Consider the following 23,453-nt stretch of genomic DNA (forward strand, 5'->3'; position numbering starts at 1 on the left):
TAAACTATGGGTTTATAAAACTTTTAATGCCCCGCAACCTTAGGCATGAGGCTGCAAAGGCTAATCCAAGGCTAGGGCTGGTTGTGTTTTTAGAAGCTAACCCTGGTGAAGTACTCGAGCTCAATGCCTCCAATGTCCTCTATCTGGGATAGTATGTTCTCAATCTCATCACTAGTGTACTCATCGGACTCAGGCGTAACTATGTGTATTTTCAAGGCCTTAATACCGAAACCAATCTCCTCCTCCTCAATACCCTTAACAGGGTACTTCGGCTCAAGCTTACCCTTAATAACCTGCTTAAGCTTCTCGTAGTCAACATCCTCCCTACTTGGGGTAACCCTGTACACGTAGTATATTTGAGCCATTTAATTCACCATGTCCCCTAAAATACGCATTATATAAAATTTACTGTACCAGTTAATTAAAACAGGAGCCACATTTCAGCCTATTTACAGCTGAAAGCCTCGCCTTTTCAAGGTGGGGATACAAGGGGAAAACAGTTCTACGCTACGTGCCTAAGGTGCCTCAGGAAGGTAAGCATAAGGAAGTATAGGGGTGAGTGAGGGTTCCAAAGCCTGTGAAAGTAGAGCCTATAGGTTGTTCTAGCCGTGGACATTAACGAGAGGTATATCTACTTTGGCAACTCAGCATTGTTAAAAGAGTTGAAACAACTGTGGATAGAGCCATGCACTACAGGTTACTTGCCGAGAAGCTCATGAAGAAGTACTCTCATGGAAAGTACAGACCATGGATGCGCAGGAAGAGAATACATGAGCGTATAAGGTACTTCCACAGAAAGGCTAGAAACATTGCCGAGTACTGGGCGAAGAAGACGGCTCTAAAGATAGATCTCGAAGCTAAGCGAAACAGCTTAGCTGTAGCCAGAGAGGACTTGAAAGGGTTAGTGGAAGCTCTAAGAGAGCTACCAAAGACACACAGAGTAAGAATGATAGTGCTCTCCTATAGAAGACTCATCTACTGGATTGACTGGCAGGCAGAAAAGCATGGTGTAAAAGTAGTTGCTGTAGAGCCTAAGGGAACATCGACAACGTGCCCTAGGTGCGGAAACAGGCTTGTTGCAAACGGCTATAAGGCATTAAAGTATTCTACATGCGGATTCGAAGACAATAGAGATGTAATAGCCTTGCTGAATATTTAGAAGAGAATTCTAGTCAAAATGGGAGGAGCTTCTGACCCCCCTCGACTGCCCCACGGATGAAAGATATAGCCCGAATAGATGCGGGGAACCAATGAACCACCCTAAAGGAACCCTCACCCTTTAGGGCGGGGAGGAGGTCAGTTCATTAATCCACGGCATTAAAAATGCGTAAAGAAGTAATAATAGCACTGGGTAAGTCTGGTTTTTAATTTCATGGGGAACCCATAATTAAGCCTCCTTTGATTCTAACCAGGATCCACTTAATTTAATATTGAGGTTAAGCGGGAAGTAATATTTAGACACTTAATTAGGGGCCCTCAAAGCCGCAGACCGGGCACTTGTAGGTATTTCCCTCCCTCCTACAGCGTTCGCACCTCCAAATCTCATATTTACCGCAGTTTGGGCATAGGAAGTGGGTTGCCCTCTTAAATGGCGCAATTGGGCTACCGCATGATGTACAGTAGTAAACCTCTGGTCCATAAAGCTTCGGCCTCGGCCTAGAGCGTGCACTTACTGCCGCCATTACCAGCCACTAATTTAAGTGTTTTTAAGGATTTAGCGGACTTAGGGTTACTTCATTGCGCCTCAGAATAGTGGAATATGAAAAACCTTATTAACAACTACTCATTTACTCAACACATGAAGTGGAGGTACCTGGCCTTAATAGCCGTAGCAGCACTGGTGGTTAGTGTTATTGCGGTTCACTCACTTACCCAGAAACCAACGGCCTCAAGTGACCCTCCAGTTAATTACACTATTACCGTTAACTCATCATTAACCTGCACTGCAGCCAGCGTCAACATGATGATAGCCCAGGAATTATACATTAAGGTACTCATAATAGCCAACGCCACTGGTGAGTATTCAATAATTAATACTGACCTACTGAATGCTTCCCAACTCTTAAGTGAGGCTAATGAAACACTTAACCTTGGTGAATGCATTAAGTCCCTCAACTACATCCAGCAGGCAGTGGGCTATGAGGAGGAGACGTATGTTACCTTAATGAGTAGGCTGAGTCATGAAGGGACTATTAACTACACGTGCCTACAAATAATAGACTTAATTAAGGCTAAGGTTAATGCAGCTGCGGAGTTAAGCCTAAGACTTGGCAATACGACGGCTTATAATGAGACTCAATCCATACTTAAACTCCTGAACTCAAGTAACTTAACATGCAGTGAACTTAACAATATAATGAATGAGGCATCAGTATTATTAAACAGCCTTAAGCATGAGGAGGAGGCGGCATTAGCCAATAGCCTTTACGCTAGGGTTAAGGCCCTGACGGTTACGTACATTAAGGGTGGTGAGTATGGTCGCCTAGCTCAATTAGCGGCGATACGTAATGGCACTTATGGTTCATTCATTAGGGAGGCCTTAATCAATGCACTTAATCAATACGCTAATGAGGTTAATCAAACCATTAATGAATTATTAACTAAGGGTGATTTAATGGGCTTACTATCAATGAACAATACAATTAGTAAGCTTGGCGAGGTTTTAAACATCTTTAAGTCACATGAATTATACTGCATCAACGCCTCCTACGTATACCTGAATACAACAGTGACCCTGGCTAGGGTAAGTTCAATATACCGTGAATTAGGGTATAATGCAACCGAATTAAGCCTAATAGGTCGCATTACTTCCCAGGTTAAGTTAAGTTACCTAAACGGTACATTAGGTTTACTTATCTCAAACATTTATACTGAATACAATGTAAGTGATACATTAAGCATAATGAAGTATATTAATCATACGATTAATAATTATGAAGCGAAAGGCATACTTAAATGGGGTAATGGTGGATACATGGTGGGTATTAGGATGCCTAAGAGCATTGCAAGACTCCTTAACCTAACTTTAAGCAACTTCACGTTATCAATATATGAGTTAAACCAATGCATATCAACATACTCATTAATTAATAACACAATGATTAACATTATTAGGGTTAAGGGCCTCAACAGTACCCTACTCCTAGACCTCGCCCTTAAACTATACTCAATGAGGATTTACTGCCCCATGGCCTTCATGCACGCTAAGTTAGCTAAGCAATCACTGAACTACTTCACCATGTACTTCAATAATTCAACAGGTGTAAGTCACTAACCTCCTCTCCCTAGGTGGTTTATTGGTTTGTGGTTTACCGTCTTCATTCTCACTGCTTCACCGCTAGTGGAGGATTCCCCTCCACCCCGCTCCACTCATCCAACAGTGAACCTTTAGGCCTGCGTTAATTACCTTCCCCATGCGAGGACACTTAAACAAACCACGATAAACCCCCATGAGGGTTAATTCCCCACATAGGGTAATACTCCCCATTCACCATTTACAATAAAGTATTCGAACTTTACCCTGCCTTAAAAGGTAAGGCTTGTTGTTCTTTTGCAATGGCTGCCTTAAGACTAGTCTTAATTAATGTACAGGGGTTAAGTTTTAGAAGGTTCCGTTAGTTCAGTGAATGGGAGGATTATAGTGAGTAGGGTAATTGTGACTGGTGGGGCAGGTTTCATAGGAAGCCACCTTGTGGATAGGCTTGTGAGGGATGGTTATGAGGTCACTGTATTGGATAATTTCAGTAGTGGGGATGTAAGTAACCTTAAGGAGTCGTTGAGTACAGGTAGGGTTAATGTTGTTAAGGCTGATCTTAAGTATTGGGGGGACTGGGTTAGTGAGTTTAAGGGTGCATACGCCGTATTCCACCTAGCCGCTAACCCTGAGGTTAGGGTATCCTCAGTAGAGCCTAGGAGCCACTTCGATAATAACCTGGTTGCAACATTTAATGTGGCTGAGGCGGCTAGGGTGAGTGATGTTAAGTACATTGTCTTCGCCAGTAGTAGTACAGTGTATGGTGATGCTAAGGTTTTACCAACACCTGAGGATCACCCAATAATACCCATAAGCGTCTACGGCGCCACTAAGGCCGCTGGGGAAATTATACTGGATACGTATTCTAGGCTTTACGGTATTAGGGTTGTTAACTTAAGGTACGCTAACATTGTTGGACCCAGGTCAAGGCACGGTGTAATATATGACTTCTACATTAAACTCACCAGGAATCCCAGGGAACTTGAGGTTCTTGGTGACGGTAGCCAGAGGAAGAGTTACCTATATGTTGATGATGCTGTTGATGCATCATTATTCCTATTCAATAAACTAATTAATGGTAGTCTTCAGGAACAGGCCTTTAATGTGGGTAATAAGGATTGGGTTACTGTAATGGATATAGCTAGGATTGTTATTGAGGAACTTGGGTTAAGGAACGTTAACATAGTTACCAGGGCCATGACCCCTGATGGTAGGGGTTGGTTAGGTGATGTTAAGTACATGCTTCTTGATGTTGATAAGTTAAGTAAACTGGGTTGGTCCCCAAGGTACAGTAGCGCGGATGCGGTTAGGTTAACCATTAGGTGGCTTAAGGGGAACGCCCCCTAACCTTAATCCTATACGCCTTAGCAACCTTAAAATTAGTAACCAACTCAATCGCATCCTCCTTGGGTAAAATAACCAAGTCACCCACAGTGGGTTCATTAATCATGCTACCCTTACTGGTCTTAATACTGAAGTAGCTTGAAGTGAACCTAACTATCATAACCCTACTAGGCGCCTTAAGGGCGCTTGGCTTAAGCAGACGCTCCAAGTCCTCTAATACTGAGACTAATTTAGTCTCCTCAACCATAAGGTTACCCCTGGGTACATTACCCTCTGAGGCTTGGTCAAGTATCTTAAGTAACCTAGCCCTAAGTAATGCAATCAGCAGGTCCTTAACCATGCCTAAGTACGTTAATGTTAATGTATTCTCCAATGCCCCACCAAACTTAACATTACCCACCAGTCTACTAATTAACTCCCTATAGGACCTGTAGGGTAACTTCACAAGCTCCTTACTCTCCTGCTCCATCTTAACCAGGTCCCTTAATCTATTTAATTCCTGTTGATCCATCACGCTACAGGGCTAATTCATCAAGCCTATTTAAAACCTCACTGTACTTACTAATCCTCCTAAGTTCATTAACCTCACCCTTCTCATACTTATAAACAACATCAGCCTTGCTGGGTTCAAAATCCCATGGAGCAACGATTAAATAATCCCCAATCCTAATCCACATCCTCTTCCTATACTTACCTGGAATCCTAGCTATCCTGACGTTACCATCCTCGCAAACAACCTTAACTCTATCATCCCCAACTATGTCAGTAACCTTAGCAAGCATCTCCCCCTCATCCGGAACCCTAACCTTAGACTCTGCACTCACAGGAACCCAGCCCCAGGACTCTTAATAAACCTCCCGTCAATCAATATAATTAACCCTACTCTACACGTATACGTGTAGTATACGTATACGTGACTCTGAGAGAGTAACTAAGCAAACTTAATAAGCATCAGTTTAATAAGGATCATGAGTAGTGGTCATTACGTTCAGGGTAATGGTTCTGGATAATTGCATTGGATGCGGAATATGCTGGGCAATATGCCCTAAGGGTGTATTAATTGGTAAACTAAGAGCTAAGGCTGTGGTTGCCTCAGAGGAGCAATGCATGGGTTGCTTCTCATGCCAATACAACTGCCCCTTCAATGCAATAATCGTTAAGGTTAACCCTAAGGAGGTTAAGAGGTTATCTTAAATCTAATCCAAGTGTTTAATTCACCATTACCCTGAATCTCATAGGCCGTCCCAGCCTTAACCTGTCCAGCCAGTCCAGTGGCTGGCCAACTGGTGGCTAATTCAATTGAAGCTGCGTAAATCCTACTGAACCACGGGTAATTTAATCCACCACCCAGTGGTCTCCAAAGCCACATTGACCTGAACACTGATGAATCCCAATTAGCCTCAAGGGTAATACCTAAATCCTCATTAATTAACCTAAACCAATTACCATTAACATTAGGCACATAAACTAAGTCATTAGTGTTAATACCCCTTGGGAACCTTGATAAATCAATCATCCCCCCATCCTTAGATTTAACCATTGGGAAGAAGCCCCTGTAACCAGGTTCAAGTATTGATGAATCACCGTTAAGGTACTTATCAACCTCAACCTCAGTACCCTCAGGTAACTCAAGTGTAGTGCATTCGCTCAGTAAGTCACCGCCGAAGTTTGGGTGATGCAGCCATGAGAATTTTAAATTCTGTCCACTTAAGTTAATTAACCTCTCCTTAACTAAAACCTCATTACTGTTAATTAACCTAATTCGCCTATACAGTTTAAGCGGATACTTCCTCAAGGTCACAATCATGAGCATTGAGTACTCGTCAACCTCCTCATCATACTCAACCCTCCATGGTAAGTAAGGAGTCTCATCATGTAGACCAAAGAATACGCCAGCGTACTTTGAGGCATAGCCGGCGTTGGGAATCACCTCAAACCAACCACCGAAGAAGACTACATTATAGAAGTCCTCTGGTGTTAGGCCTTCTCTAAAATACTCAATGGGTTCAGGATCCTTATGATGGTGAAGCAGCTCATTACCATTGTACCTAATGCTCCAAATTAAGCCACCGAGTTCAGGGATAACAGTGACCTCAAGTTCATTCCTACTAATCTTAATCACCCTCAACCCATTCACAGACCATTCATCATTAATCACACGGATCCCTAAGTTTAATTCAATACACTATATTTTATAACTATTTATTCAATACCTTGGAGAATAACTATAAACCTAATGAATTTAACTCTACATGCTTCTAAAAGCGTGAAGATTAAGGAGTGAAGCGAAGTGTTTCATCATCTAATGGATTGAATTCATCATTAATTATAATGTTCAGCACCCTCTTAATTACTCTACTTAAATTCCTGGATAATGTTGATTCACTCACACCCAATTCCTTAGCCAACTGCCTTACCGTTATCCTCCTCGGCGTATCAAATAACCCATTCTCATGAGCTATCCTTAACAACTTCTCCTCATCACTACTCAACAGTACCTTAACCTTACTCCTCACTATGGCTGCCACCACATCCTCAGGATTCACCGCACTCTCCCTTACTCTACCCACCTCACCATTACCACTAATAATCCCTATAAACATGTCAACAGCCTTACTACTCGGGAACAGGAAGACCCAATGCTCAACACCACCACTGGTACTGTACCCTATCTCTAAACCACCAAGAATGTGAGCCTTAAACCTAGTGGAGTCCGCGTAATCACCCCTAACAACCATTCTAATTAACCTAGGGTAAGTGGAGTTAATGGGTTTAACATCATCAATACTTAAGACATTCCTATGACTATTCAAGGTCTTAAGGAAATTCTTAAAGTCAAGCCTACTACCAACCCTCACCAGAGCATACTCCACTATGAATGGTGAAGAGGAGTCAACGAAACTGCTTAAAACCCTATACTCAAGGTTAAGTTCAGAAACCTTAACAGTCCAGTCTGAGTAATGATAGTAATCTAGGTAAACTAACCTAGGTGAGTTAAGTAAACCATTAAGTAACATTAATGCCTCAGTGTCATACATAATTTAATTACTTCTAAGGGTCTCTTATTAATTTTTTACTACAGCATGCGGTTCCTAGGGTATGCATAATAGTATACTGAAAATTAACAAGAAACAGCATCTCTATGCAGTATTAATGAGCTAGGTGATTTTATAAGGGAGAGCAATAATAAGTTGAACTATGGGTAAAACACTCATATACATACTAGTAACTACGGTAGTACTCATAGTAGTTGCAGCATATAGTGTGGCTATAGTTCAAGCTCAACAGAAGCCTCAAATAATAGGAGGCGCCCCTGTCACAATAATATTAACACCAGGTTCACCCATGTGGAATCCCTATGCGCCAAGTAACATGATTGGTAATACATGGGATTACTTACCATTAGCGGCGTTTAACCCATTGACTGGCCAATGGTGGCCTATTCTAGCTGAGAATTGGACTGCTGAGGTTTTGCCTAATGGTAGTGGTATTTTAACGATTTACCTTAGGCCTGGCTTATACTGGTATAATGGTTCTGCTACATTGCCTTTCACAGCATGGGATGTTTATGCTGAATTCTATATTGGTATGAAGGCTTTTGGTTGGTATGTGCCTTGGATTAACCAATCACTCGTTGATGAGGATATTAGAGTATTAAATAATTACACAATACAATTCCTATTCCAAATCTGGACACCGTACATACCATATTGGCTATTAACAAGTTGGATTGATGTACCATACGCCGCATGGAAACCAATAGTAGATGCATTAAAAACAATGAACGTGACACAAGCAACAAAATACTCAACAAATATTACTGAGTTTGTTGCACCATATTATGGTCTATATCCATATTACGTAAGTTACGTTAGCACAACATATACCCACTTCACCCTTGAGCCGCCTAACTTATTGTCATCATGGTATAAGGTCTTCCCCTTCGCATCATGGGGGTACTATGATCCAACGGCAATAGTGTGGGAGACTGGCGGCAATACACAGGCCTTAAGCGGTATGTTAGCTGGGAAAATAACATATGATTGGATCGGTTTATCTGAATCCCAGCTTAAGGTTATTAATAGCACACCAGGCTGGTCTTCATTCGCCTTACCAGTATTCGCAACGATGGGTATTGCCATTAATCCTCATGATTATCCTTGGAATATTCCTCAGGTCAGGGAGGCTTTATGCGATGTTATTAATAGGACTGAGGTTGCTGCAGCATGGGGCTTAGCCATCAGTAAACCAGACTACTACCCTGAGCCAGTACCCACTGAAGCCATTGATACTTATCCGCCAAGTGTTAGGCAGTTCATTATACCGTGCTCCTACAACTGGACCAAGGCCGAACAACTCCTTGAAAGCCTAGGATTCAAGAAGATTAACGGATACTGGTACACACCAAACGGAACAGAATTAACGCTCTATATTTATGGGACTAGTGGTTGGACTGACTGGATGACTATGACTAGTGATGCGATATCTCAATTACAGGAATTCGGTATTAATGGCAAGTTAATTGGGCAGGATGTTGGAGTATTCTGGAGCACTATAATACCTAATAGTGAGTATGAGGGTGCTACCACGTGGATTATTTTTACTAATGGACTATATAGTAGTATATGGGCGTTCTTAAATGATCCTTGGTGGACTACTGGAGTAGCCATTCAGGCATGGCATAAGGGTAGTGAAGTTTGGCCATTCCAGTGGCCTAATGGTACATGCAGCCCAGTTATCTTACCCACTCAGCCACCTGTCTTCACTAATGGTACCATAGTGTGGTGTGTCAACTCAACATACGGCTACATTAACATAACCAACTGGCAGATGCTTGAGAATATCGCTGCTCCAGGAACACCTCAATATGACTTAATGCTGAAGATAATATTCGCATGGTACTACTACTTCGTTCCAATAGTGCCGCTTTATGATAAGCTTGAGCCGTATGAATACATGACATCTGTAATGGATCCAAACTGGTTATTCCAGCCATGCATAATCAATAAGTACCCAATATTAACATATGAACTAGAAGCCATGCCATGGGGCTACGGTAACTCATTCTTCAGTAACCTACATATAATAATCGCATGGGGTCTTGTTGCACCAAAAGGTGTTGTTCCTCCTGTTGCTCAAGCTATAGCTAATGGTTCATTGTGGACTAAGTATCCTCAGTATGCTGCATTCCTAGGTATTCCTAATCCTGATCCAAGTCTACAGCAGTGTGTTGCATCGTACTTCCATATACCGTATACACCAGTTACTACAACCACTACTTCAACGACTACTACATCGACAACCACTACACCAGTGACTACTACTTCAACGACTACTGCCACAACCACTACTACTGCTACAACAACCACTACGGCTGTTAGTACTGTTACAAGCACAGTAACCAGTACAGCTGTAAGCACTGTAACATCAACAGCAACCACAACAGCAGTATCAACCGTAACCGTGACTAAACCAGTAATAAGCACAGCATTAATAGCAGGAATAGTAATCATAGTAATAGTCATAGCAGCAGTAGCAGCAATAATAGCATTAAGAAGAAGATAAGAAGATAAGCAAATAAAAATATTAAATCAAATTATTAGGTATTTTTGATGTTTTATTGCTTTAAACTTAAGTATTTCTCCACAGTGTATTTTATGGTGTTATGAGTGTTCACTAGGTCCTTTATGGTTACGTATTCATCATAAGTGTGTGCTAATGTTAATTCACCTGGTCCGTAAATCACCGTTGGTATGCCTCTTAGTCTCAAGTACCTTCCGTCGGTTGCCCCAGTCATTATTATTGGCTTAGCCTCAGCTCCTTGTCTACTAATGCCTTCACGTATTAATTGAATTATCCTCTCATTGGAGGGTGTGTAGTTTGGTTCACTGGTGTCTAATACCTCCACTTCAGCTAATTCACTTAAGCCGTTCCTTAACCTATCAATAACGGCACTTGGTGAGACACCGGGTGGTACCCTCATGTCTAATTCCAGTTCCGCGTAGTCTGGAACCATGTTAACCTTGGATCCACCCTTAATTACGCCTGGATTGAAGGATACTGAGCCTATTACGCGTTTAAAATCATCCTCACTTAACCTTAGGCCGCTCCTTAAAGCCCCCTCCAGGTAGACCTTTGCTGAATTATTAACGGCTTCGATTAAATCCTGGGGTAGCTTAATATCCCTGTTCACTTCATTAATAATGCCCTGGGCCTTATCAATAGCCTTGAACAGCTTCATTATTGCATTATCACCAAGTAGAGGCAGGCTACCGTGGGCTGGCCTACCCCTGGTGATTAACTTCACTTGGCTTAACCCCTTCTCAGCTATGCAGTACTTATCGAAGCCTGTTGGTTCAGCAACTATGGCTGCATCACCCACTAGTAAATTATCCTTAACTAAGGCCTCAACACCGGCATGACCACCAACTTCCTCATCAGCTGTGGCGGAGAAGACTAATGAACCAGCACCCTCCTTCTCAATTAATGGCCCTAACTTAGCGAAAACCATCATTATGACGGCTACCCCACCCTTCATGTCTGTTGAACCCCTCCCGTAAACCCTTCCTTCAATAACCCTACCTGAGAAGGGTGGGTGGGTCCATTTATCTGGGTCACCTGGTGGTACGACGTCAGTGTGCCCATTCAGTATGATTATAGGCTTACCCTTACCTACCCTGGCTATTAAATTGGGCTTACCCTTAACGTACTCGTAAATACTGCTTGAGAATCCCCTTTCACTGAGCCAATTCCTAATGAATTCAACAACCCCGGTTACATCACCAGGTGGATTAACGCTATTTATTTGAACTAGACGTGAGGTTAATTCAGCCAACTGATCCCCCAGTTCACTAACCATTATTAACTATTAAATAGGGGAAATTTAAGTATTGCTAGGTAATGCTTTAAAGTGTGGAGGAGTATGACATAATATGGCTATGAATTCAAAGAATCTAATAAAAGTAATACTACTAATAATAGTGCCGTGGATCTTCATAGCGTTCCTTGCACCACTTTACAATAGGTCATCCCCCGAGTTGGGTGGTTGGCCGTTCCTATGGTGGTACCTTTTTGCCTGGGTTTTCATACAACCCATCATAACCTACATAGTTTACCGCATAATAGATAAGGGTGGTGAATCATGATTTTCGCAGCCATTGATTACGCAGTATTCTTCACCCTTATTGGATTAGCAGTGGTGGCTGGATTCCTTGGTAGTAAGTGGAGGGCGCCTGACTTCACTAGGATAGCTGAATGGAGTCTAGGCGGTATGAGGTTTGGGGCATTCATAGTATGGTTCCTAATGGGTGCTGACATATATACGGCCTACTCATTAATATCAATACCCGGTGCAGCCTACTCACTGGGTGGTTTCATTCTCTATGCCGTTGTTTACGGTTCAATATCCTACCCATTCCTATACATTGTTGCAACAAAGTTCTACAGGGTAGCTAAACGCCGTGGTTACATTACGGCTGGTGATTACGTTAGGGATAGGTTTAATAGTGGTGTATTATCATTATTAATATCCTTAACCGGTATAATAGCCATGCTCCCTTACATTGCCTTACAGATAGTTGGTATTAGGTATGTGTTAGATGCCATGGGTTTCCCAGTTATTCCAAGTTTCATAATAGCTTACATAATAGTGGCCTTATTCGTAGCTGTAAGTGGGTTAAGGGGACCTGCCTTGAGTTCACTGATTAAGGATGCTATACTATGGGGTGTAATACTTACTGTGGTTATTGCATTAGGCATACGCTTCAATGGCTTCGGTCCAATATTCACTCAACTCGGTCCATCCCATTACCTAATACCCAGTAAGCTGATGATTGGGTACATTACCTTAGCCCTCGGTAGTGGTATATCATGGTTACTCTTCCCCAACCTCCTAGTTGGGATATTAGGCTCCAAGAGTGAGGACGTTATCAGGAAGAACTCAGTCTTCCTGCCGCTTTACCAAGTTTGGTTAATATTACTGGCATTAATGGGTTTAGTAGCCTTAGCCAAGAACCTAGTCCCAAGTGGGGTCTCAAGCTTAGCCTTCCCCTCAGTCCTAAACGCCTACTTCCCAAGCACCTTCGTGGCAGTGGCCTTTGCAGGTATTGTGATAGGGAGTATGGTTCCGGCTGGGTTGCAAAGCCTGGGTGCAGCCAATTTAATAACCAGGAACATTTACTTAGACTTCATAAACAGGAAAGCCACGGAGAGGCAGCAGGTCCTATGGGGTAGGGTGGCCGTCTTCATAATGGTTATAGCATCCTTAATATTCGCCCTAGTTCCAGCAGCCAGTGGCCTAATATTCTACCTATTAACCTTCTCCTACGCATGGCTTCTTCAAACCCTCCCAGCCATAATACTATCAATGTATTGGTACGACTTGGATAAGTATAGTGTGGCTGCCGGGTGGGCTGTGGGCACTGGTTTAGTGACCTATGGCCTAGTGACCGTGGGTTTCTCCTCCTCACTACTACCCTGGTTCTACGACATCTACGTTGGCCTACTGGGCTTAATAGTGAACTTAATCGTAATGCTTGTGGTTTACGCAATTGTTAAGGCGCTTAAAGTTAAGGTAAGTAGTAGGCTTAATCCACAGGAGTTGCTTTAATCCATCATCATCTCCCCTCTTTTAAAACACACCATTATTTATCCCTGATTCTTAAGTGGGTTTTGTATTCGCATCCATGGTGCTTAACTTAAGGAGCAGCTTACCTTTAAATCTCCCTGAGGCGACTTAGTGAAGTGGACTTTAACCTCAGTCAGGAGGAGGAGTTATTCAGGAGGAGTGTGGTTGAGTTTGCTGAGAGGTATGTTAAACCAAATTGGGTTCTCGTGGATGATGGGAAATACCCCTTAATCAACATTGTTAAGAGAATGAGTGAGTCAGGCCTACTGGGTGTGCCCTTTAATTCAAGGTACGGTGGGCAAGATGGCTCATTCACCATGAGTGCCATAGCCACTGAGGAATTAGCCTACGCAGACCCCTCCTTAGCAACCCCAGTCTTCTACCTACTTAACACCGCCTGGCCCTTCATTGTTCAAAGGTATGGGAGGGAGGAGGTTAAGGAGGAGGCTTTACCCAGGGTGGTTAAGGGTGTCGGCTTCATTGGGATAGCCTCCACTGAACCCCAGGGTGGTAGTGATGTGGCCTCCACTAGGCTTGAGGCCAGGAGGAGTGATGATTCATGGAGCCTCTACGGTGAGAAGAACATTGTCACCGGGGTCTCATTAATAATCAACGACATGGATTACGGGGGCTTCGTCACAATAGCTAGGACTGCTCCCCCTGAGACTAGGCATAGGGGTTTAACCACCCTGCTAGCCTTAGTGAAGAAGGATGGTGTAGTGCTTAACGGCTTCGATTACGGTAGTTATGAGGATATTGGGAGAAGGGGACTTGCCACTAATTACATTAGGTTCAATGGGTTAACAGTTAAGGAATCCTACACCCTCGGTGAGGTTAATGCTGGTTTCAAGATACTGATGGAGGGTTTCGACATTGCCAGGGTACTCATAGCAGCAGCATCAATTGGGGTCACTAGGTGGCTTCTTGATCAATCAAGGGATTGGATTAAGTCCAGGGTTGTTTTCAATAAGCCAATAGCCTCATACCAGTCAATAAGCTTCAAGTACGCTGAATTAGCCACTAGGCTTGAGCAGGCTAGGTTACTTACCTATAAGGCCGCTTGGTTAACCGACAGATACTTCATACTCAATGACTCCTCAGTCGACATACTTACCGTAGCCACCTTTAACGCCATGGCTAAGATGACTGCGGTTGAATTAGCCGTTGAAACTGCCCTAGAGGCAATGAGATGGTTCGGTGGGGCCAGTTACTTCAAGGAATCTAACATTGCCAGGGCACTCCTTGGTGCATTAAGCTACTACGTTGGCGCCGAGGGTACTGGTAATATTATGAGGCTTATAGTGGCTAGGAACCTAATAGGCAGGGAGGTTACTTGATTTTAATTATTTACAACATTAAATTCATACATCTATATATTCAATTTAATTAAGCAGTTAACATATTTAGCCTAACATTTATTAGTTACCTAAGGAGCTAGACTTAAAATGGGTGGAATATTCGGTCTCGTATCCAATATTAGGCCAGTTGCCCCTGTGATTAGGATTGGCCTTGAAAGACTAATGCATAGGGGTATTGATGGAGCAGGCATAGCCACTGTGTATAATAGTGTTATTCACATTAAGAAGGATGCCGGTAAGGTAACCGACGTACACAGTAAGCTTAACTTAGATGACTTACCAGGCTACGTGGGTATTGGACACGTTAGGTCAGCTACACACGGTAGGCCCGTTTACGAAAACACTCACCCTGTCCAAGACTGCACTGGTGGTGTTGCATTAGTTATGGATGGGGTGGTCTCGGATTATGATGAAATTAGGAGGAGGCTTAGTAGGAGGCATAAGTTGGTGTCTAGGACTGATGCTGAGGCATTAGCCCACATTATTGAGGATGAGTTGAAGGATGGTAAGTCAATGAGGGAGGCATTATCCTCAGTAACAAGGCAGGTTAAGGGCTACTACACCATTGCCGTCCTCAATAAGGATGAGGAGAGGATTTACGCACTAAGCATGGGTAACCCACTGGTTATAGGTGTCAGTGACCGGGAGTACTTTGTATCCTCTGAGGAGCAGGCGATACCGGTTAAGTTAAGGTTAGTTTACTTCATGGAGCCTAATCAAATGGTGGTGATGAGTAAGGATGGTGTGGAGTTCTATGATGCATCATCAATGAGTAAGGTTGAGCCATCACCCCAATTAGCATCACAGACAACGGTGGAGGTGGTTAAGGGGTCTTTTCAACACTACATGATTAAGGAAATTTACGAGGAACCTGAGGTATTGGCTAGGGCTGTTAACGTGCTTCAGAGGGAATACCTTGATGATGCAGCCTCAATAGTGGCTAAGGCTAAGAACATAATATTCACTGGTTCAGGAACCTCCTACTACGCCTCACTAATCGGTAAGTATTACTTAGAGGAGTTAGGTGGGGTTAAGGCTGATGCGATACCAGCCGGTGAATTCCCCTACCTGGGTGTTAGATATGTTGAACCAGGCACATTAATAATAGCTATTAGTCAATCAGGTGAATCAACAGACATAATTAGGACTATTAGGTGGGCTAAGAGGAAGGGTGCCATAGTGCTTAGTATTGTTAATAGACTCGGCTCAGCCTTAATGAGGGAATCTAACGTATACCTACCAATGGGTGCTGGACCAGAGTTAGCTGTACCTGCGACGAAATCCTTCGTGGCTTCAATAGCCATAATGCTGCAATTAGCCTACGCAGTTAAGGGGAATGTTAATGATGCTAGGAGCCTAATTAATAAGGCAATAATCATGCTTAATAATCAAATAAACAAGGTGAGGGATGATGTTAGGCGCATTGCTAAACTGGTGTCAAACTACAATAATGCGTACATAATATCAGGCGGGCCAATTGGTTTACCATTAGCCATGGAGGCTGCATTGAAGCTTAAGGAGGCAGCCCAGGTTCACTCAGAGGCCTTCAGCTTCAGGGAGTTTAAACATGGCCCAATAACCCTAATATCCAAGGAATTCCCCACAATAGCCATAATGCCCGGTAATGATGTTGATGATGAAATAATTAACGTTATTTCAGAGGTATGGTCCCGTGGAGGATACACAGTAGTTATCACGCAGGAGGGTAAGGAGGTTACTGGGGATCAAGTCATTTACCTGGAGCGTATGGGTAATAGGCTAATAATACCCTTAGTGTATCCCGCAGTGATTCAATTACTAGCCTACGAAATCGGGGTTGCTAGAGGAATTGACGTTGATAATCCACATAACTTAAGTAAAGTAGTGACGACTTGATGCTAAGGTAAAGTGCATCAATACCATAGATTACCCCCATTTAGACTCATTGCATCCTTACCTACTCCTTAACCTTCATCACCACATCAGGTGGGTAAAGGATGAGGACCCATGTAGTTGAGTTTCGACTAATAAGGTGAAGCAATATTTAAATAACTTTAATACTCTTTGGTTTAAAAGGCAAGGTTTTAAGTATAGGTTGTAACCACCTATAATTCATGAACTGCCCTTACTGGGTTATTAAGGGTAAGTTAGCTGGTTCCTGTGCTCCAAGGGGTGTTAAGGATATTGAGGCGTGGGGTAGAATGGGTATTAAGGCTGTTGTATCACTGATTGAGGAGTTTGAGTTCAATGAAATAGGCTTCCCTTTCAATAATTATGTTGATGCCTTAAGAAGATTCAACATTAGGCTACTTTACTCACCCACTAAGGATGGTGAATCACCACCCCTTGATGAGTTCATGGCCATACTAAGGTGGATTGATGAAAGGATTCATGAAAATGAGCCTGTTCTGGTCCACTGCAATGCTGGTGTTGGTCGTTCCCCCACGGTAATAATTGGTTACCTAATGTATAAGGGTTATAGTTTAAAGGAGGCCTATAGATTTGTATCAAACGTGAATGATAAGGTATCCCTCAGCTTTACTCAAGCATTAGCGTTAGAGGAGCTTGAGAAGCTCATAAGCAGGAGGAGCCTTGTACTTTAATACAGGTATAATGATCCTTAGGGATTACTGTTGCGTATGTTTTTTAAATTCATGAGGATACTAAGGGTAGTGGGTAGGAATAGGCTTAGGGATATTTTCAATAGGATAATTTGGACTAACGTAAGGAATGAATATGAGGTGGTTATATTATCAAGGGGTGAACCAGGTGACGTTAAGGTGTTGCCACTGGAGGGTTTAGTTAAGGCTAGTAAGGATGGTATAGTGATAGGGATTAATGGAGTTGAATCCTTCATACCGTATCACAGGATTCTACTGGTAAGGAGGAGTAATGGGGCTGTGGTTTATAGGAAGGGTATGAAGTTTAATAGTTAAGCCAATTACCCAGAACATTCTTAGCCTCATTAAGCATACCCTCACTTACCTCAACACCAGCCTCCCTCAGTTTCCTCATTAACTCACTGGTGCTTGAGGATAGGGTGAGCCCCATTAGGGTTAAGGCTACGGCAACTTTAACGCCATTAAACCCACCCACCTTCGCCAAGGCCTTAGTCTCCAGGTAAAGCCTAATCTGCCCCTCATTGATACTTAACTCATTAACCACCCCCCTTAACCCTAGGCTCTTAATCGCGTTTATTAAGCCCTCAAAGCCACCGTACCTCTGGCTTACTAGCCAGTCAATGTGAATTATTGTTGCTGTTAAATACTTCATGAATAATCTCCCCTTATCCTCATCACTACTGGTTAATTGAAGTGCCGAACCGTAGGCTGCCTTAGCCTCCTCAGCCACCTCAGGCTCCTCCTGGGTTATATTAAGCAGCATGTCACCAGCCTCCTCGTAGTAAACTGGGTTACTGTCCTCAATGGCGTCTATCAACCTAGCCATGGCGCTGCACCTAGTGGCTTCAATCAAATGCCCCTCACTCCACCTAGCCGCTGAGGAGCATTGAAGGTATGTTGACCTAGCGTTATCTAAGTCACCGTGGGTTAAGTAATACTTAGCTAATTCAATTAGGCCCGTTAACCTAACCTCAAGGGCATTATTCAGTTCCCCCAAGTCCTCGTAATGCCTATACGCCTCTGAGAAGTGGCTCATGGCTTCATTAATTAACCTAAACTCAGCATCATGATTACCTCTACTATGCTCAACACTGGAGGATTCAAGGTTCATGAATCCTTGACACAATTCCATAAGCACCCTTAACCTAAGTGAATTCTCCCCAACCGCATTATTTACTCTACCTTTAAGCAGCTCCATGGCCTTACTAAACCTACCCCTCTCCATTAGTGTCTCAGTTAATTTAATTAATAAGTTAATGCTACTTATATTACCTGGGTCAACACCACTGATTAGGGACACTGCCTTATCACTTAACTCAATGCTGAGCAGTAATTCCACATCACTCTCCTTTAACTCTCTACCAGTCTCCTCAAGGAGGCCATCTGGGAGTTCATTAATGTGCCTAAGTAATGCCCCCTTACTCCTAGGTAGTTCCCTAATCTCCTTAATAACCCTAGTCTTAATGCAGTCTAAGTTCCATAGGCATTCCTCAGCCAGACTCATTTCATTAATCTTAGTGAAGCCTAATTTTTAAACCAAATGCCCTTAATTCAAGTATTGAAGTTGATTGATTCCCATGCGTGGTATTTAACTTAGTTTAATGAGTCTTAATGCTTTGTAGTGTTAAATGTTTATTAATTGGATTCCTACCTAGTAATATATGGTTGATGTAATTATACTGGCAGGGGGATACGCCACAAGGCTTAGGCCCCTTACATTCACTAAGCCTAAGCCCCTGCTCCCAATACTTAATAAGGCTGTCATAGATTGGATCCTTGAATCAGTCACTAAAGTTAAGCCTAGTGATGTCTTCCTATCAGTCAGGTACATGAGTGAGCTTATTGAGAAGCACGTTAACCATAGGTGGGCTTCATTAAGAGATATCGTTAACATAATTAAGGAGGATAAGCCCCTTGGTGACGGTGGCCCCGTCTCATACATAGCCAGTATGCGGGAGTTGGATGATATAGTGGTGGTCTTTAACGGTGATATATTCACTAAGATTGACCTGGAGGATGCAATTAATGAGCATGTTAGTAAGGGGGCTTTAGCCACAATATGCTTAACCCAGGTCAATGATGTGTCACAGTACGGTGTGGTCACGCTTGGTAGAGATAATCTAGTAACGGGCTTCGTTGAGAAGCCTGAGCCGGGTAAGGCACCATCAAACCTTATTAACGCAGGCGTATACATATTCAGTAAGGATGCGCTCAAGTACTTCCCTAAGCCTGGTACATTCGGTAAGTTGGCTATTGACATATTGCCTAAAATGATTAAGGATCATAAGGTATACGGCTACATACTAAAGGGGTATTGGTATGATATAGGAACGATCACATCATACTTAGACGCTAACTTCAGGGCCCTTGATGAGTACTGTAGGGATTGCCCAGCGCCTAATAATGAAGCTTTAATTAAGCCTCCCGCTTTCATAGGGGAGAACGTTACAATAGAGCCTGGGGCTGAGGTGGGGCCTTATGTGGTTGTGTTGAATAATTCAAGGATCGGCGCCCACAGTAGGGTTAAGTACTCAGTCATAATGGATAACACAACTATTGAGAATGGTGCATACGTTGACTTAACAGTATTGGGGTCTGATGTATTCGTGGGTAAGTGGGCTAGGATTGAGAAGGGTGTTGTGGTTGGTGATGGAAGCTACATTGGTGACCATGTTTTAATAAATAGGGATTCAATAATTGGGCCCTTCAGGGAGGTTAACCAGAGCATATATGAGATTGGTAAGATACTTCTTTAATGAACATTAAGTATTATAGCTATTATTAATAGAACCCAACCTATTGCAATTAAAACCCCCAGAATCTTCTTGAAGGCCGCTATGAATACTAGTAGTAGGTATAGTGCGGTTAATGATATTAACAGGGCTATGGCATTACCGTAAGTGTTAGCTAAGGCTGGGTTAGCTTTAAAGATTGTTTCCTGAAGAATATACTGAAGCAGGTTAACTAAACCATTGTAGGCATATACGAAGAGCTTAAAAGCCTCATTCATCACCACTGCAACGCTTATACTCATATATCTGAGTCTTAGTCTTAGTTTATAAGTATTGCATACGTACGGGAAACAGTTTAGGCTACTCAATAGTGTATATTACGTCTAACACTACTCCACTTACCTTACTCCTAATAGCCTTTGCAACATCCTTACTGGCAGCCACAAGTATAGATACTCCCACTATGCTTGCCCCTGATTGCCTTATTATGCTTAGTAATGCATCCATTGTTCTCCCTGATCTAACAATATCATCAATGAGTATTACTGAGTCATCCTTAGTTAGTAATGGCTTAGGTATGTATAAGTTAACCTTCCTGGGCGGTGAGTCAACCATGTAAGTAGCCTCATAGTACTGCTCAAAACCGGCATCCATGTACTGCTTAGCTATTGTTAATTCAGCGTTTAAGGCGTATGACGCCGCCATGGCTAATGGTATACCATCCACAGCTGCGGTAAGTACCTTAGTAACCCTTAACCCAGAGAAGGTCTCGAGAACATGCTTCTCGTAAAGCCTAAGCACCATTGGTTCAAGGACTATGGAACTTAAGTCAATGTAATTACCATTAACCTTAATCAACTTAGAGACAACACTCCTAATATCAGCCATGGGTTTAAGAACCTTAACAATACTCTCCGCAACCTTAGCTGAGGGTAAAACCTCCATGTTAGCGTAACGGCATAGTGTGGATTCAGGTATATTGAGCATGCTTGATAGTTGCTTAAAGGATAGTGAGTAAACCCTCTTAACTGCATTAATGTAGAACACGGCATCCAATTGTAGACCAACCTTCTCCCTCCTCCTCATCATTAAATCAGTTGAGTAAAGGGATTATTAAACCTAACTGATTTAATGGACTGAAATGTTTAAAAACCAAAACAAACACCTAATATTGGTGATCGGCGCCGGCTGAGGTGGGCCTTTCGAGCCCGTGACCCGGGTTCAAATCCCGGCCGGGGCACCAGATAATGTATCTTTCTGCATCTACATTCTGATTCTAAGAATTAGACCTGAGGATGCAGGATTAATAATTCATGTATACGTTAGTTCGCTTACGGGTCAACAATCAGGATTACAGTAAGTGGTTTAAGGTTACTGCTTTAGTGTTGTAACTTATGTATTAATATGCGTATTAATATGCGCATCAGTGTTTAGGATGGGGATTGCCCTTAATTCCCTTTTTACTATCCAGGCTGGAGTCGCCTTAATTCATTAATTATTCTATACACAACTAATGGGCCCTCCATTGCGAAGCCTGTCACTAAACCTATTAAGTCAGCTTCAGCTTTAATGCCTTTAATAATATCAATACCCCTCATGAATCCACCTAGGCCAATTATTAAGCCTCCGTAGCCTATTCTTCGTGTTAATTTAATTAGATTAATTACGATTCCTAGTAATGGTTTACCGCTTAAGCCTCCGTAACCCATGGGTAAGTCAGCCTTTATACTGAGGGTGTTTGCTATGGTTAGGCCAAATGGGTTATGGTTAATGATTAATTTAATGAGCTTAACCTCATCATTAATACTACTCAATAAGGGTAGTTTAATTACTAGTTTATCGTAACCCTTAAGTGAATTAAGTAATTCATTAAGCCTATGAGGCTCTGTCCATGATCCACCGTAGGTTGGGCTGCTTACGTTAATTTCAATGAAATCCACGCAATCCATGTATGGTGTCAATGAGTCCAGTAGTAGTTTAAACTCAGTCTCACTGAAGCCTGCCACACTAACACCAAGTAGTTTACTCCTCGGCCACCTGACGCATTCATTGTTTAAAATACCCTTAAGGAAGTCCACTCCCCTTGAGGGTAATCCCATTGCATTAACCATGGCGTCTAACCCAGGGTACCTCCTCATCCTTGGCTTAGGGTTGCCTCGCCTCGGCTTCAATGTTACGGAACCCACTATGTGGAATCCAATGGGTAACCTACTCATAAGGCTGATTAGTAAGCCATCCTTATCTATGCCTGCCCCAATACCTATTGGTGAATCAATAACCCTGTTAAGCAACCTCAACCTATACGGTAATGCACCCGTTAACCTAGTTAAAGTACCTATTAACACCTTAACTGGGTAAGTCCTGAGTATGAGGTGGGTAACATCGTGGGTTAAGTCAGGTGGTAAGTAGCCTAGTAGTTTACTGGGTTGCATTACTGATTCCCATGGCGTTAAATAGATCCTTAACCGTTAATAGTGACCAAGCCCTATACCCACTTCTCCTAATTGCGTCAAGTCCTCCCTCAAGCCTATCAACAATGACAGCAACCTCAATGACCCTTAATCCATTTTCCTCAAGAACCCTTATTGAGTCAAGTATTGTGCCACCGGTGGTTACTACATCATCAATAAGAAGTACCCCTTCACCACCCTTATAGTAACCCTCAATCCTCCTCCTGGTGCCGTGACTCTTATCAGCCTTCCTAACGTATAATGTACCCTTACTTAACCTATAGGCTAGCATTGATGCCCAGGGTATGCTACCACTCTCAATCCCAGCAATTAAATCAATCCCGCCTCCAATCCTTAAGGCTAACTCCTCAATTATGGGCTTATAGACCTCTGGTATTGATATAGCCATCCTCATGTCAACGTAGTACTTACTCTTAACACCACTTGATAGTGTGAAGTCACCGAACTTAACCACACCGTACTTAACCAATAACCTAGCCAGCTCAATGCTCATTCATCGTTCACCAGTTAATTGAGCATTAATATCATCAATCGTTAAGTATGTTCCACAGTATTGGCATTGGAGAATGGGTTGATCCAGGTGAAGCACCCTGAAGGTTGGTACAGCATCCTCCCTAGGCTGGTTAGTTATGCACTTAGGGTTCCTGCACTTGACAACACCCTTAACGGTTTCAGGGAGCTTAACTTGAAACTTCTTAATAACTGAGTAATCCCTAATTATGTTTATTGTGGCCGTTGGGGCTATTAGGGATACTAGGTTTAATTCATCATTACTAAGCTCCTTACCCTCAATCTTCACTATGTCCTTCCTCCCTAATCTACGGCTATCCGCATTCATAACTAAGGCAACCCTTCCCTCCCCACCCTTTAGTTTAAGCACTCTAAGAACTATTAAGGCTCTACCAGCCGGTATATGATCAATAACTATACCATCCTTAATCTTACTAACTATTAAGTCCCTCTCCTGAACCTTACTGGACATCATTACTCAGTGGTGTGGGTGCTAATTAATTTTTCGTTTAAAGGCATTTAAACATGTTTTAATTTAATTTAAATCAACCACTGCGGT

24 protein-coding genes and 2 pseudogenes are annotated in these 23,453 nt (G+C 42.6%); 12 read left to right on the plus strand and 14 right to left on the minus strand.

Features of this window, described 5'->3' with window-relative positions; all coding sequences use genetic code 11:
* Positions 1-89: 89 nt before the first annotated feature.
* Positions 90-365, minus strand: a complete 276-nt coding sequence (locus CMAQ_RS02760; RefSeq protein ID WP_012185606.1) for an elongation factor 1-beta — start codon at positions 363-365, stop codon at positions 90-92.
* Between the two features lie 308 nt (positions 366-673).
* On the opposite strand from CMAQ_RS02760, the gene CMAQ_RS02765 reads away from it, so the two are divergent.
* Entirely contained in the window at positions 674-1,159 is a 486-nt protein-coding gene (locus tag CMAQ_RS02765; RefSeq protein WP_052290688.1) for a zinc ribbon domain-containing protein, read from the plus strand.
* Positions 1,160-1,466: 307 nt separating this feature from the next.
* Here CMAQ_RS02765 and CMAQ_RS02770 read toward each other — a convergent pair.
* Positions 1,467-1,619 (minus strand): annotated as a pseudogene (locus CMAQ_RS02770) (zinc finger domain-containing protein); the annotation flags it as partial.
* Between the two features lie 179 nt (positions 1,620-1,798).
* On the opposite strand from CMAQ_RS02770, the gene CMAQ_RS02775 reads away from it, so the two are divergent.
* The gene (locus CMAQ_RS02775) at positions 1,799-3,274 is read left to right on the plus strand and encodes a hypothetical protein (protein ID WP_048062632.1); all 1,476 of its coding nucleotides are present in this window, start codon (positions 1,799-1,801) and stop codon (positions 3,272-3,274) included.
* Here the strand turns inward: CMAQ_RS02775 and CMAQ_RS11000 are convergent.
* Positions 3,271-3,475, minus strand: a pseudogene (locus tag CMAQ_RS11000) (RNA-guided endonuclease TnpB family protein); the annotation flags it as partial. The gene CMAQ_RS02775 and the pseudogene CMAQ_RS11000 sit on opposite strands and share 4 nt — an antisense overlap.
* Before the next feature lie 165 nt (positions 3,476-3,640).
* Between CMAQ_RS11000 and CMAQ_RS02780 the strand changes: the two are divergent.
* A complete protein-coding gene (locus tag CMAQ_RS02780) occupies positions 3,641-4,600 on the plus strand; it encodes an NAD-dependent epimerase/dehydratase family protein (RefSeq protein ID WP_156769820.1) in 960 nt (319 codons plus the stop codon).
* Here the strand turns inward: CMAQ_RS02780 and CMAQ_RS02785 are convergent.
* Together CMAQ_RS02785 and CMAQ_RS02790 are read right to left on the minus strand one after the other, a co-directional pair.
* Positions 4,581-5,111: a hypothetical protein gene (locus CMAQ_RS02785; protein WP_048062633.1), complete on the minus strand. Its 531-nt coding sequence runs from the start codon at positions 5,109-5,111 to the stop codon at positions 4,581-4,583. The genes CMAQ_RS02780 and CMAQ_RS02785 overlap by 20 nt on opposite strands.
* A gap of 1 nt (position 5,112) precedes the next feature.
* Positions 5,113-5,421 carry a translation initiation factor aIF-1A gene (locus CMAQ_RS02790; protein ID WP_012185611.1) on the minus strand — a complete coding sequence of 103 codons (309 nt, stop codon included), beginning with the start codon at positions 5,419-5,421 and terminating at the stop codon, positions 5,113-5,115.
* A gap of 151 nt (positions 5,422-5,572) precedes the next feature.
* On the opposite strand from CMAQ_RS02790, the gene CMAQ_RS02795 reads away from it, so the two are divergent.
* The gene (locus CMAQ_RS02795; RefSeq protein WP_012185612.1) at positions 5,573-5,791 is read left to right on the plus strand and encodes a 4Fe-4S dicluster domain-containing protein; all 219 of its coding nucleotides are present in this window, start codon (positions 5,573-5,575) and stop codon (positions 5,789-5,791) included.
* On the opposite strand, the gene CMAQ_RS02800 is transcribed toward CMAQ_RS02795, so the two are convergent.
* Complete coding sequence (locus tag CMAQ_RS02800) at positions 5,775-6,755, minus strand: aldose 1-epimerase (RefSeq protein ID WP_012185613.1); 981 nt, start codon at positions 6,753-6,755, stop codon at positions 5,775-5,777. The genes CMAQ_RS02795 and CMAQ_RS02800 overlap by 17 nt on opposite strands.
* A gap of 115 nt (positions 6,756-6,870) precedes the next feature.
* Positions 6,871-7,635: a helix-turn-helix domain-containing protein gene (locus tag CMAQ_RS02805; protein WP_012185614.1), complete on the minus strand. Its 765-nt coding sequence runs from the start codon at positions 7,633-7,635 to the stop codon at positions 6,871-6,873.
* Between the two features lie 160 nt (positions 7,636-7,795).
* On the opposite strand from CMAQ_RS02805, the gene CMAQ_RS02810 reads away from it, so the two are divergent.
* On the plus strand, positions 7,796-10,162 hold the full coding sequence (locus CMAQ_RS02810) for an ABC transporter substrate-binding protein (protein WP_012185615.1): 2,367 nt from the start codon (positions 7,796-7,798) through the stop codon (positions 10,160-10,162).
* A gap of 52 nt (positions 10,163-10,214) precedes the next feature.
* Here the strand turns inward: CMAQ_RS02810 and CMAQ_RS02815 are convergent, their stop codons facing one another.
* Positions 10,215-11,456: a M20 family metallopeptidase gene (locus tag CMAQ_RS02815; RefSeq protein WP_012185616.1), complete on the minus strand. Its 1,242-nt coding sequence runs from the start codon at positions 11,454-11,456 to the stop codon at positions 10,215-10,217.
* Positions 11,457-11,529: 73 nt separating this feature from the next.
* Between CMAQ_RS02815 and CMAQ_RS02820 the strand changes: the two genes are divergently transcribed.
* The 6 genes from CMAQ_RS02820 (at position 11,530) to CMAQ_RS02845 (ending at position 17,496) form a co-directional block, all read left to right on the plus strand.
* Positions 11,530-11,742: a DUF3311 domain-containing protein gene (locus tag CMAQ_RS02820; RefSeq protein WP_012185617.1), complete on the plus strand. Its 213-nt coding sequence runs from the start codon at positions 11,530-11,532 to the stop codon at positions 11,740-11,742.
* Positions 11,739-13,205 carry a sodium:solute symporter family protein gene (locus tag CMAQ_RS02825; protein ID WP_012185618.1) on the plus strand — a complete coding sequence of 489 codons (1,467 nt, stop codon included), beginning with the start codon at positions 11,739-11,741 and terminating at the stop codon, positions 13,203-13,205. The genes CMAQ_RS02820 and CMAQ_RS02825 overlap by 4 nt, the downstream gene beginning before the upstream one ends.
* Positions 13,206-13,339: 134 nt before the next feature.
* Positions 13,340-14,560, plus strand: a complete 1,221-nt coding sequence (locus tag CMAQ_RS02830; RefSeq protein ID WP_012185619.1) for an acyl-CoA dehydrogenase family protein — start codon at positions 13,340-13,342, stop codon at positions 14,558-14,560.
* 108 nt (positions 14,561-14,668) lie between these two features.
* Positions 14,669-16,456: a glutamine--fructose-6-phosphate transaminase (isomerizing) gene (gene glmS, locus CMAQ_RS02835; RefSeq protein ID WP_012185620.1), complete on the plus strand. Its 1,788-nt coding sequence runs from the start codon at positions 14,669-14,671 to the stop codon at positions 16,454-16,456.
* Positions 16,457-16,674: 218 nt separating this feature from the next.
* Entirely contained in the window at positions 16,675-17,163 is a 489-nt protein-coding gene (locus CMAQ_RS02840; protein ID WP_012185621.1) for a protein-tyrosine phosphatase family protein, read from the plus strand.
* A gap of 51 nt (positions 17,164-17,214) precedes the next feature.
* Entirely contained in the window at positions 17,215-17,496 is a 282-nt protein-coding gene (locus CMAQ_RS02845; RefSeq protein WP_048062634.1) for a DUF504 domain-containing protein, read from the plus strand.
* Here CMAQ_RS02845 and CMAQ_RS02850 read toward each other — a convergent pair.
* A complete protein-coding gene (locus CMAQ_RS02850) occupies positions 17,486-18,685 on the minus strand; it encodes a tetratricopeptide repeat protein (RefSeq protein WP_012185623.1) in 1,200 nt (399 codons plus the stop codon). The genes CMAQ_RS02845 and CMAQ_RS02850 overlap by 11 nt on opposite strands.
* Positions 18,686-18,842: 157 nt before the next feature.
* On the opposite strand from CMAQ_RS02850, the gene CMAQ_RS02855 reads away from it, so the two are divergent.
* Positions 18,843-19,937 (plus strand): sugar phosphate nucleotidyltransferase, encoded by a 1,095-nt coding sequence (locus CMAQ_RS02855; RefSeq protein ID WP_012185624.1) that lies wholly within the window; start codon positions 18,843-18,845, stop codon positions 19,935-19,937.
* Here CMAQ_RS02855 and CMAQ_RS02860 read toward each other — a convergent pair.
* The 5 genes from CMAQ_RS02860 to pyrI form a co-directional block, all read right to left on the minus strand.
* Entirely contained in the window at positions 19,934-20,215 is a 282-nt protein-coding gene (locus CMAQ_RS02860) for a hypothetical protein (RefSeq protein ID WP_012185625.1), read from the minus strand. The genes CMAQ_RS02855 and CMAQ_RS02860 overlap by 4 nt on opposite strands.
* 58 nt (positions 20,216-20,273) lie before the next feature.
* Complete coding sequence (locus CMAQ_RS02865) at positions 20,274-21,002, minus strand: phosphoribosyltransferase family protein (protein WP_012185626.1); 729 nt, start codon at positions 21,000-21,002, stop codon at positions 20,274-20,276.
* A 374-nt stretch (positions 21,003-21,376) separates the two neighbouring features.
* Complete coding sequence (locus CMAQ_RS02875) at positions 21,377-22,345, minus strand: beta/alpha barrel domain-containing protein (RefSeq protein ID WP_012185627.1); 969 nt, start codon at positions 22,343-22,345, stop codon at positions 21,377-21,379.
* Positions 22,332-22,877 carry an orotate phosphoribosyltransferase gene (gene pyrE, locus CMAQ_RS02880; RefSeq protein WP_012185628.1) on the minus strand — a complete coding sequence of 182 codons (546 nt, stop codon included), beginning with the start codon at positions 22,875-22,877 and terminating at the stop codon, positions 22,332-22,334. Before pyrE ends, CMAQ_RS02875 begins: the two co-directional genes overlap by 14 nt.
* Positions 22,878-23,369, minus strand: a complete 492-nt coding sequence (gene pyrI, locus CMAQ_RS02885; protein WP_012185629.1) for an aspartate carbamoyltransferase regulatory subunit — start codon at positions 23,367-23,369, stop codon at positions 22,878-22,880.
* Positions 23,370-23,453 lie beyond the last annotated feature (84 nt).

Origin of the sequence: Caldivirga maquilingensis IC-167 (assembly GCF_000018305.1) — an archaeon.
GTDB classification, from domain to species: domain Archaea; phylum Thermoproteota; class Thermoprotei; order Thermoproteales; family Thermocladiaceae; genus Caldivirga; species Caldivirga maquilingensis.

What these genes read in the sequence shown, in the direction of transcription:
- CMAQ_RS02860 (WP_012185625.1), bottom strand. Translation starts at nt 20,215, where the DNA reads ATGAGTATAAGCGTTGCAGTGGTGATGAATGAGGCTTTTAAGCTCTTC.
- CMAQ_RS02850 (WP_012185623.1), bottom strand. Translation starts at nt 18,685, where the DNA reads ATGAGTCTGGCTGAGGAATGCCTATGGAACTTAGACTGCATTAAGACT.
- pyrE (WP_012185628.1), bottom strand. Translation starts at nt 22,877, where the DNA reads ATGAGCATTGAGCTGGCTAGGTTATTGGTTAAGTACGGTGTGGTTAAG.
- CMAQ_RS02810 (WP_012185615.1), top strand. Translation starts at nt 7,796, where the DNA reads ATGGGTAAAACACTCATATACATACTAGTAACTACGGTAGTACTCATA.
- CMAQ_RS02805 (WP_012185614.1), bottom strand. Translation starts at nt 7,635, where the DNA reads ATGTATGACACTGAGGCATTAATGTTACTTAATGGTTTACTTAACTCA.
- CMAQ_RS02815 (WP_012185616.1), bottom strand. Translation starts at nt 11,456, where the DNA reads ATGGTTAGTGAACTGGGGGATCAGTTGGCTGAATTAACCTCACGTCTA.
- CMAQ_RS02865 (WP_012185626.1), bottom strand. Translation starts at nt 21,002, where the DNA reads ATGATGAGGAGGAGGGAGAAGGTTGGTCTACAATTGGATGCCGTGTTC.
- CMAQ_RS02760 (WP_012185606.1), bottom strand. Translation starts at nt 365, where the DNA reads ATGGCTCAAATATACTACGTGTACAGGGTTACCCCAAGTAGGGAGGAT.
- CMAQ_RS02855 (WP_012185624.1), top strand. Translation starts at nt 18,843, where the DNA reads ATGGTTGATGTAATTATACTGGCAGGGGGATACGCCACAAGGCTTAGG.
- CMAQ_RS02840 (WP_012185621.1), top strand. Translation starts at nt 16,675, where the DNA reads ATGAACTGCCCTTACTGGGTTATTAAGGGTAAGTTAGCTGGTTCCTGT.
- CMAQ_RS02775 (WP_048062632.1), top strand. Translation starts at nt 1,799, where the DNA reads ATGAAGTGGAGGTACCTGGCCTTAATAGCCGTAGCAGCACTGGTGGTT.
- pyrI (WP_012185629.1), bottom strand. Translation starts at nt 23,369, where the DNA reads ATGATGTCCAGTAAGGTTCAGGAGAGGGACTTAATAGTTAGTAAGATT.
- CMAQ_RS02820 (WP_012185617.1), top strand. Translation starts at nt 11,530, where the DNA reads ATGGCTATGAATTCAAAGAATCTAATAAAAGTAATACTACTAATAATA.
- glmS (WP_012185620.1), top strand. Translation starts at nt 14,669, where the DNA reads ATGGGTGGAATATTCGGTCTCGTATCCAATATTAGGCCAGTTGCCCCT.
- CMAQ_RS02845 (WP_048062634.1), top strand. Translation starts at nt 17,215, where the DNA reads ATGAGGATACTAAGGGTAGTGGGTAGGAATAGGCTTAGGGATATTTTC.
- CMAQ_RS02875 (WP_012185627.1), bottom strand. Translation starts at nt 22,345, where the DNA reads ATGCAACCCAGTAAACTACTAGGCTACTTACCACCTGACTTAACCCAC.
- CMAQ_RS02825 (WP_012185618.1), top strand. Translation starts at nt 11,739, where the DNA reads ATGATTTTCGCAGCCATTGATTACGCAGTATTCTTCACCCTTATTGGA.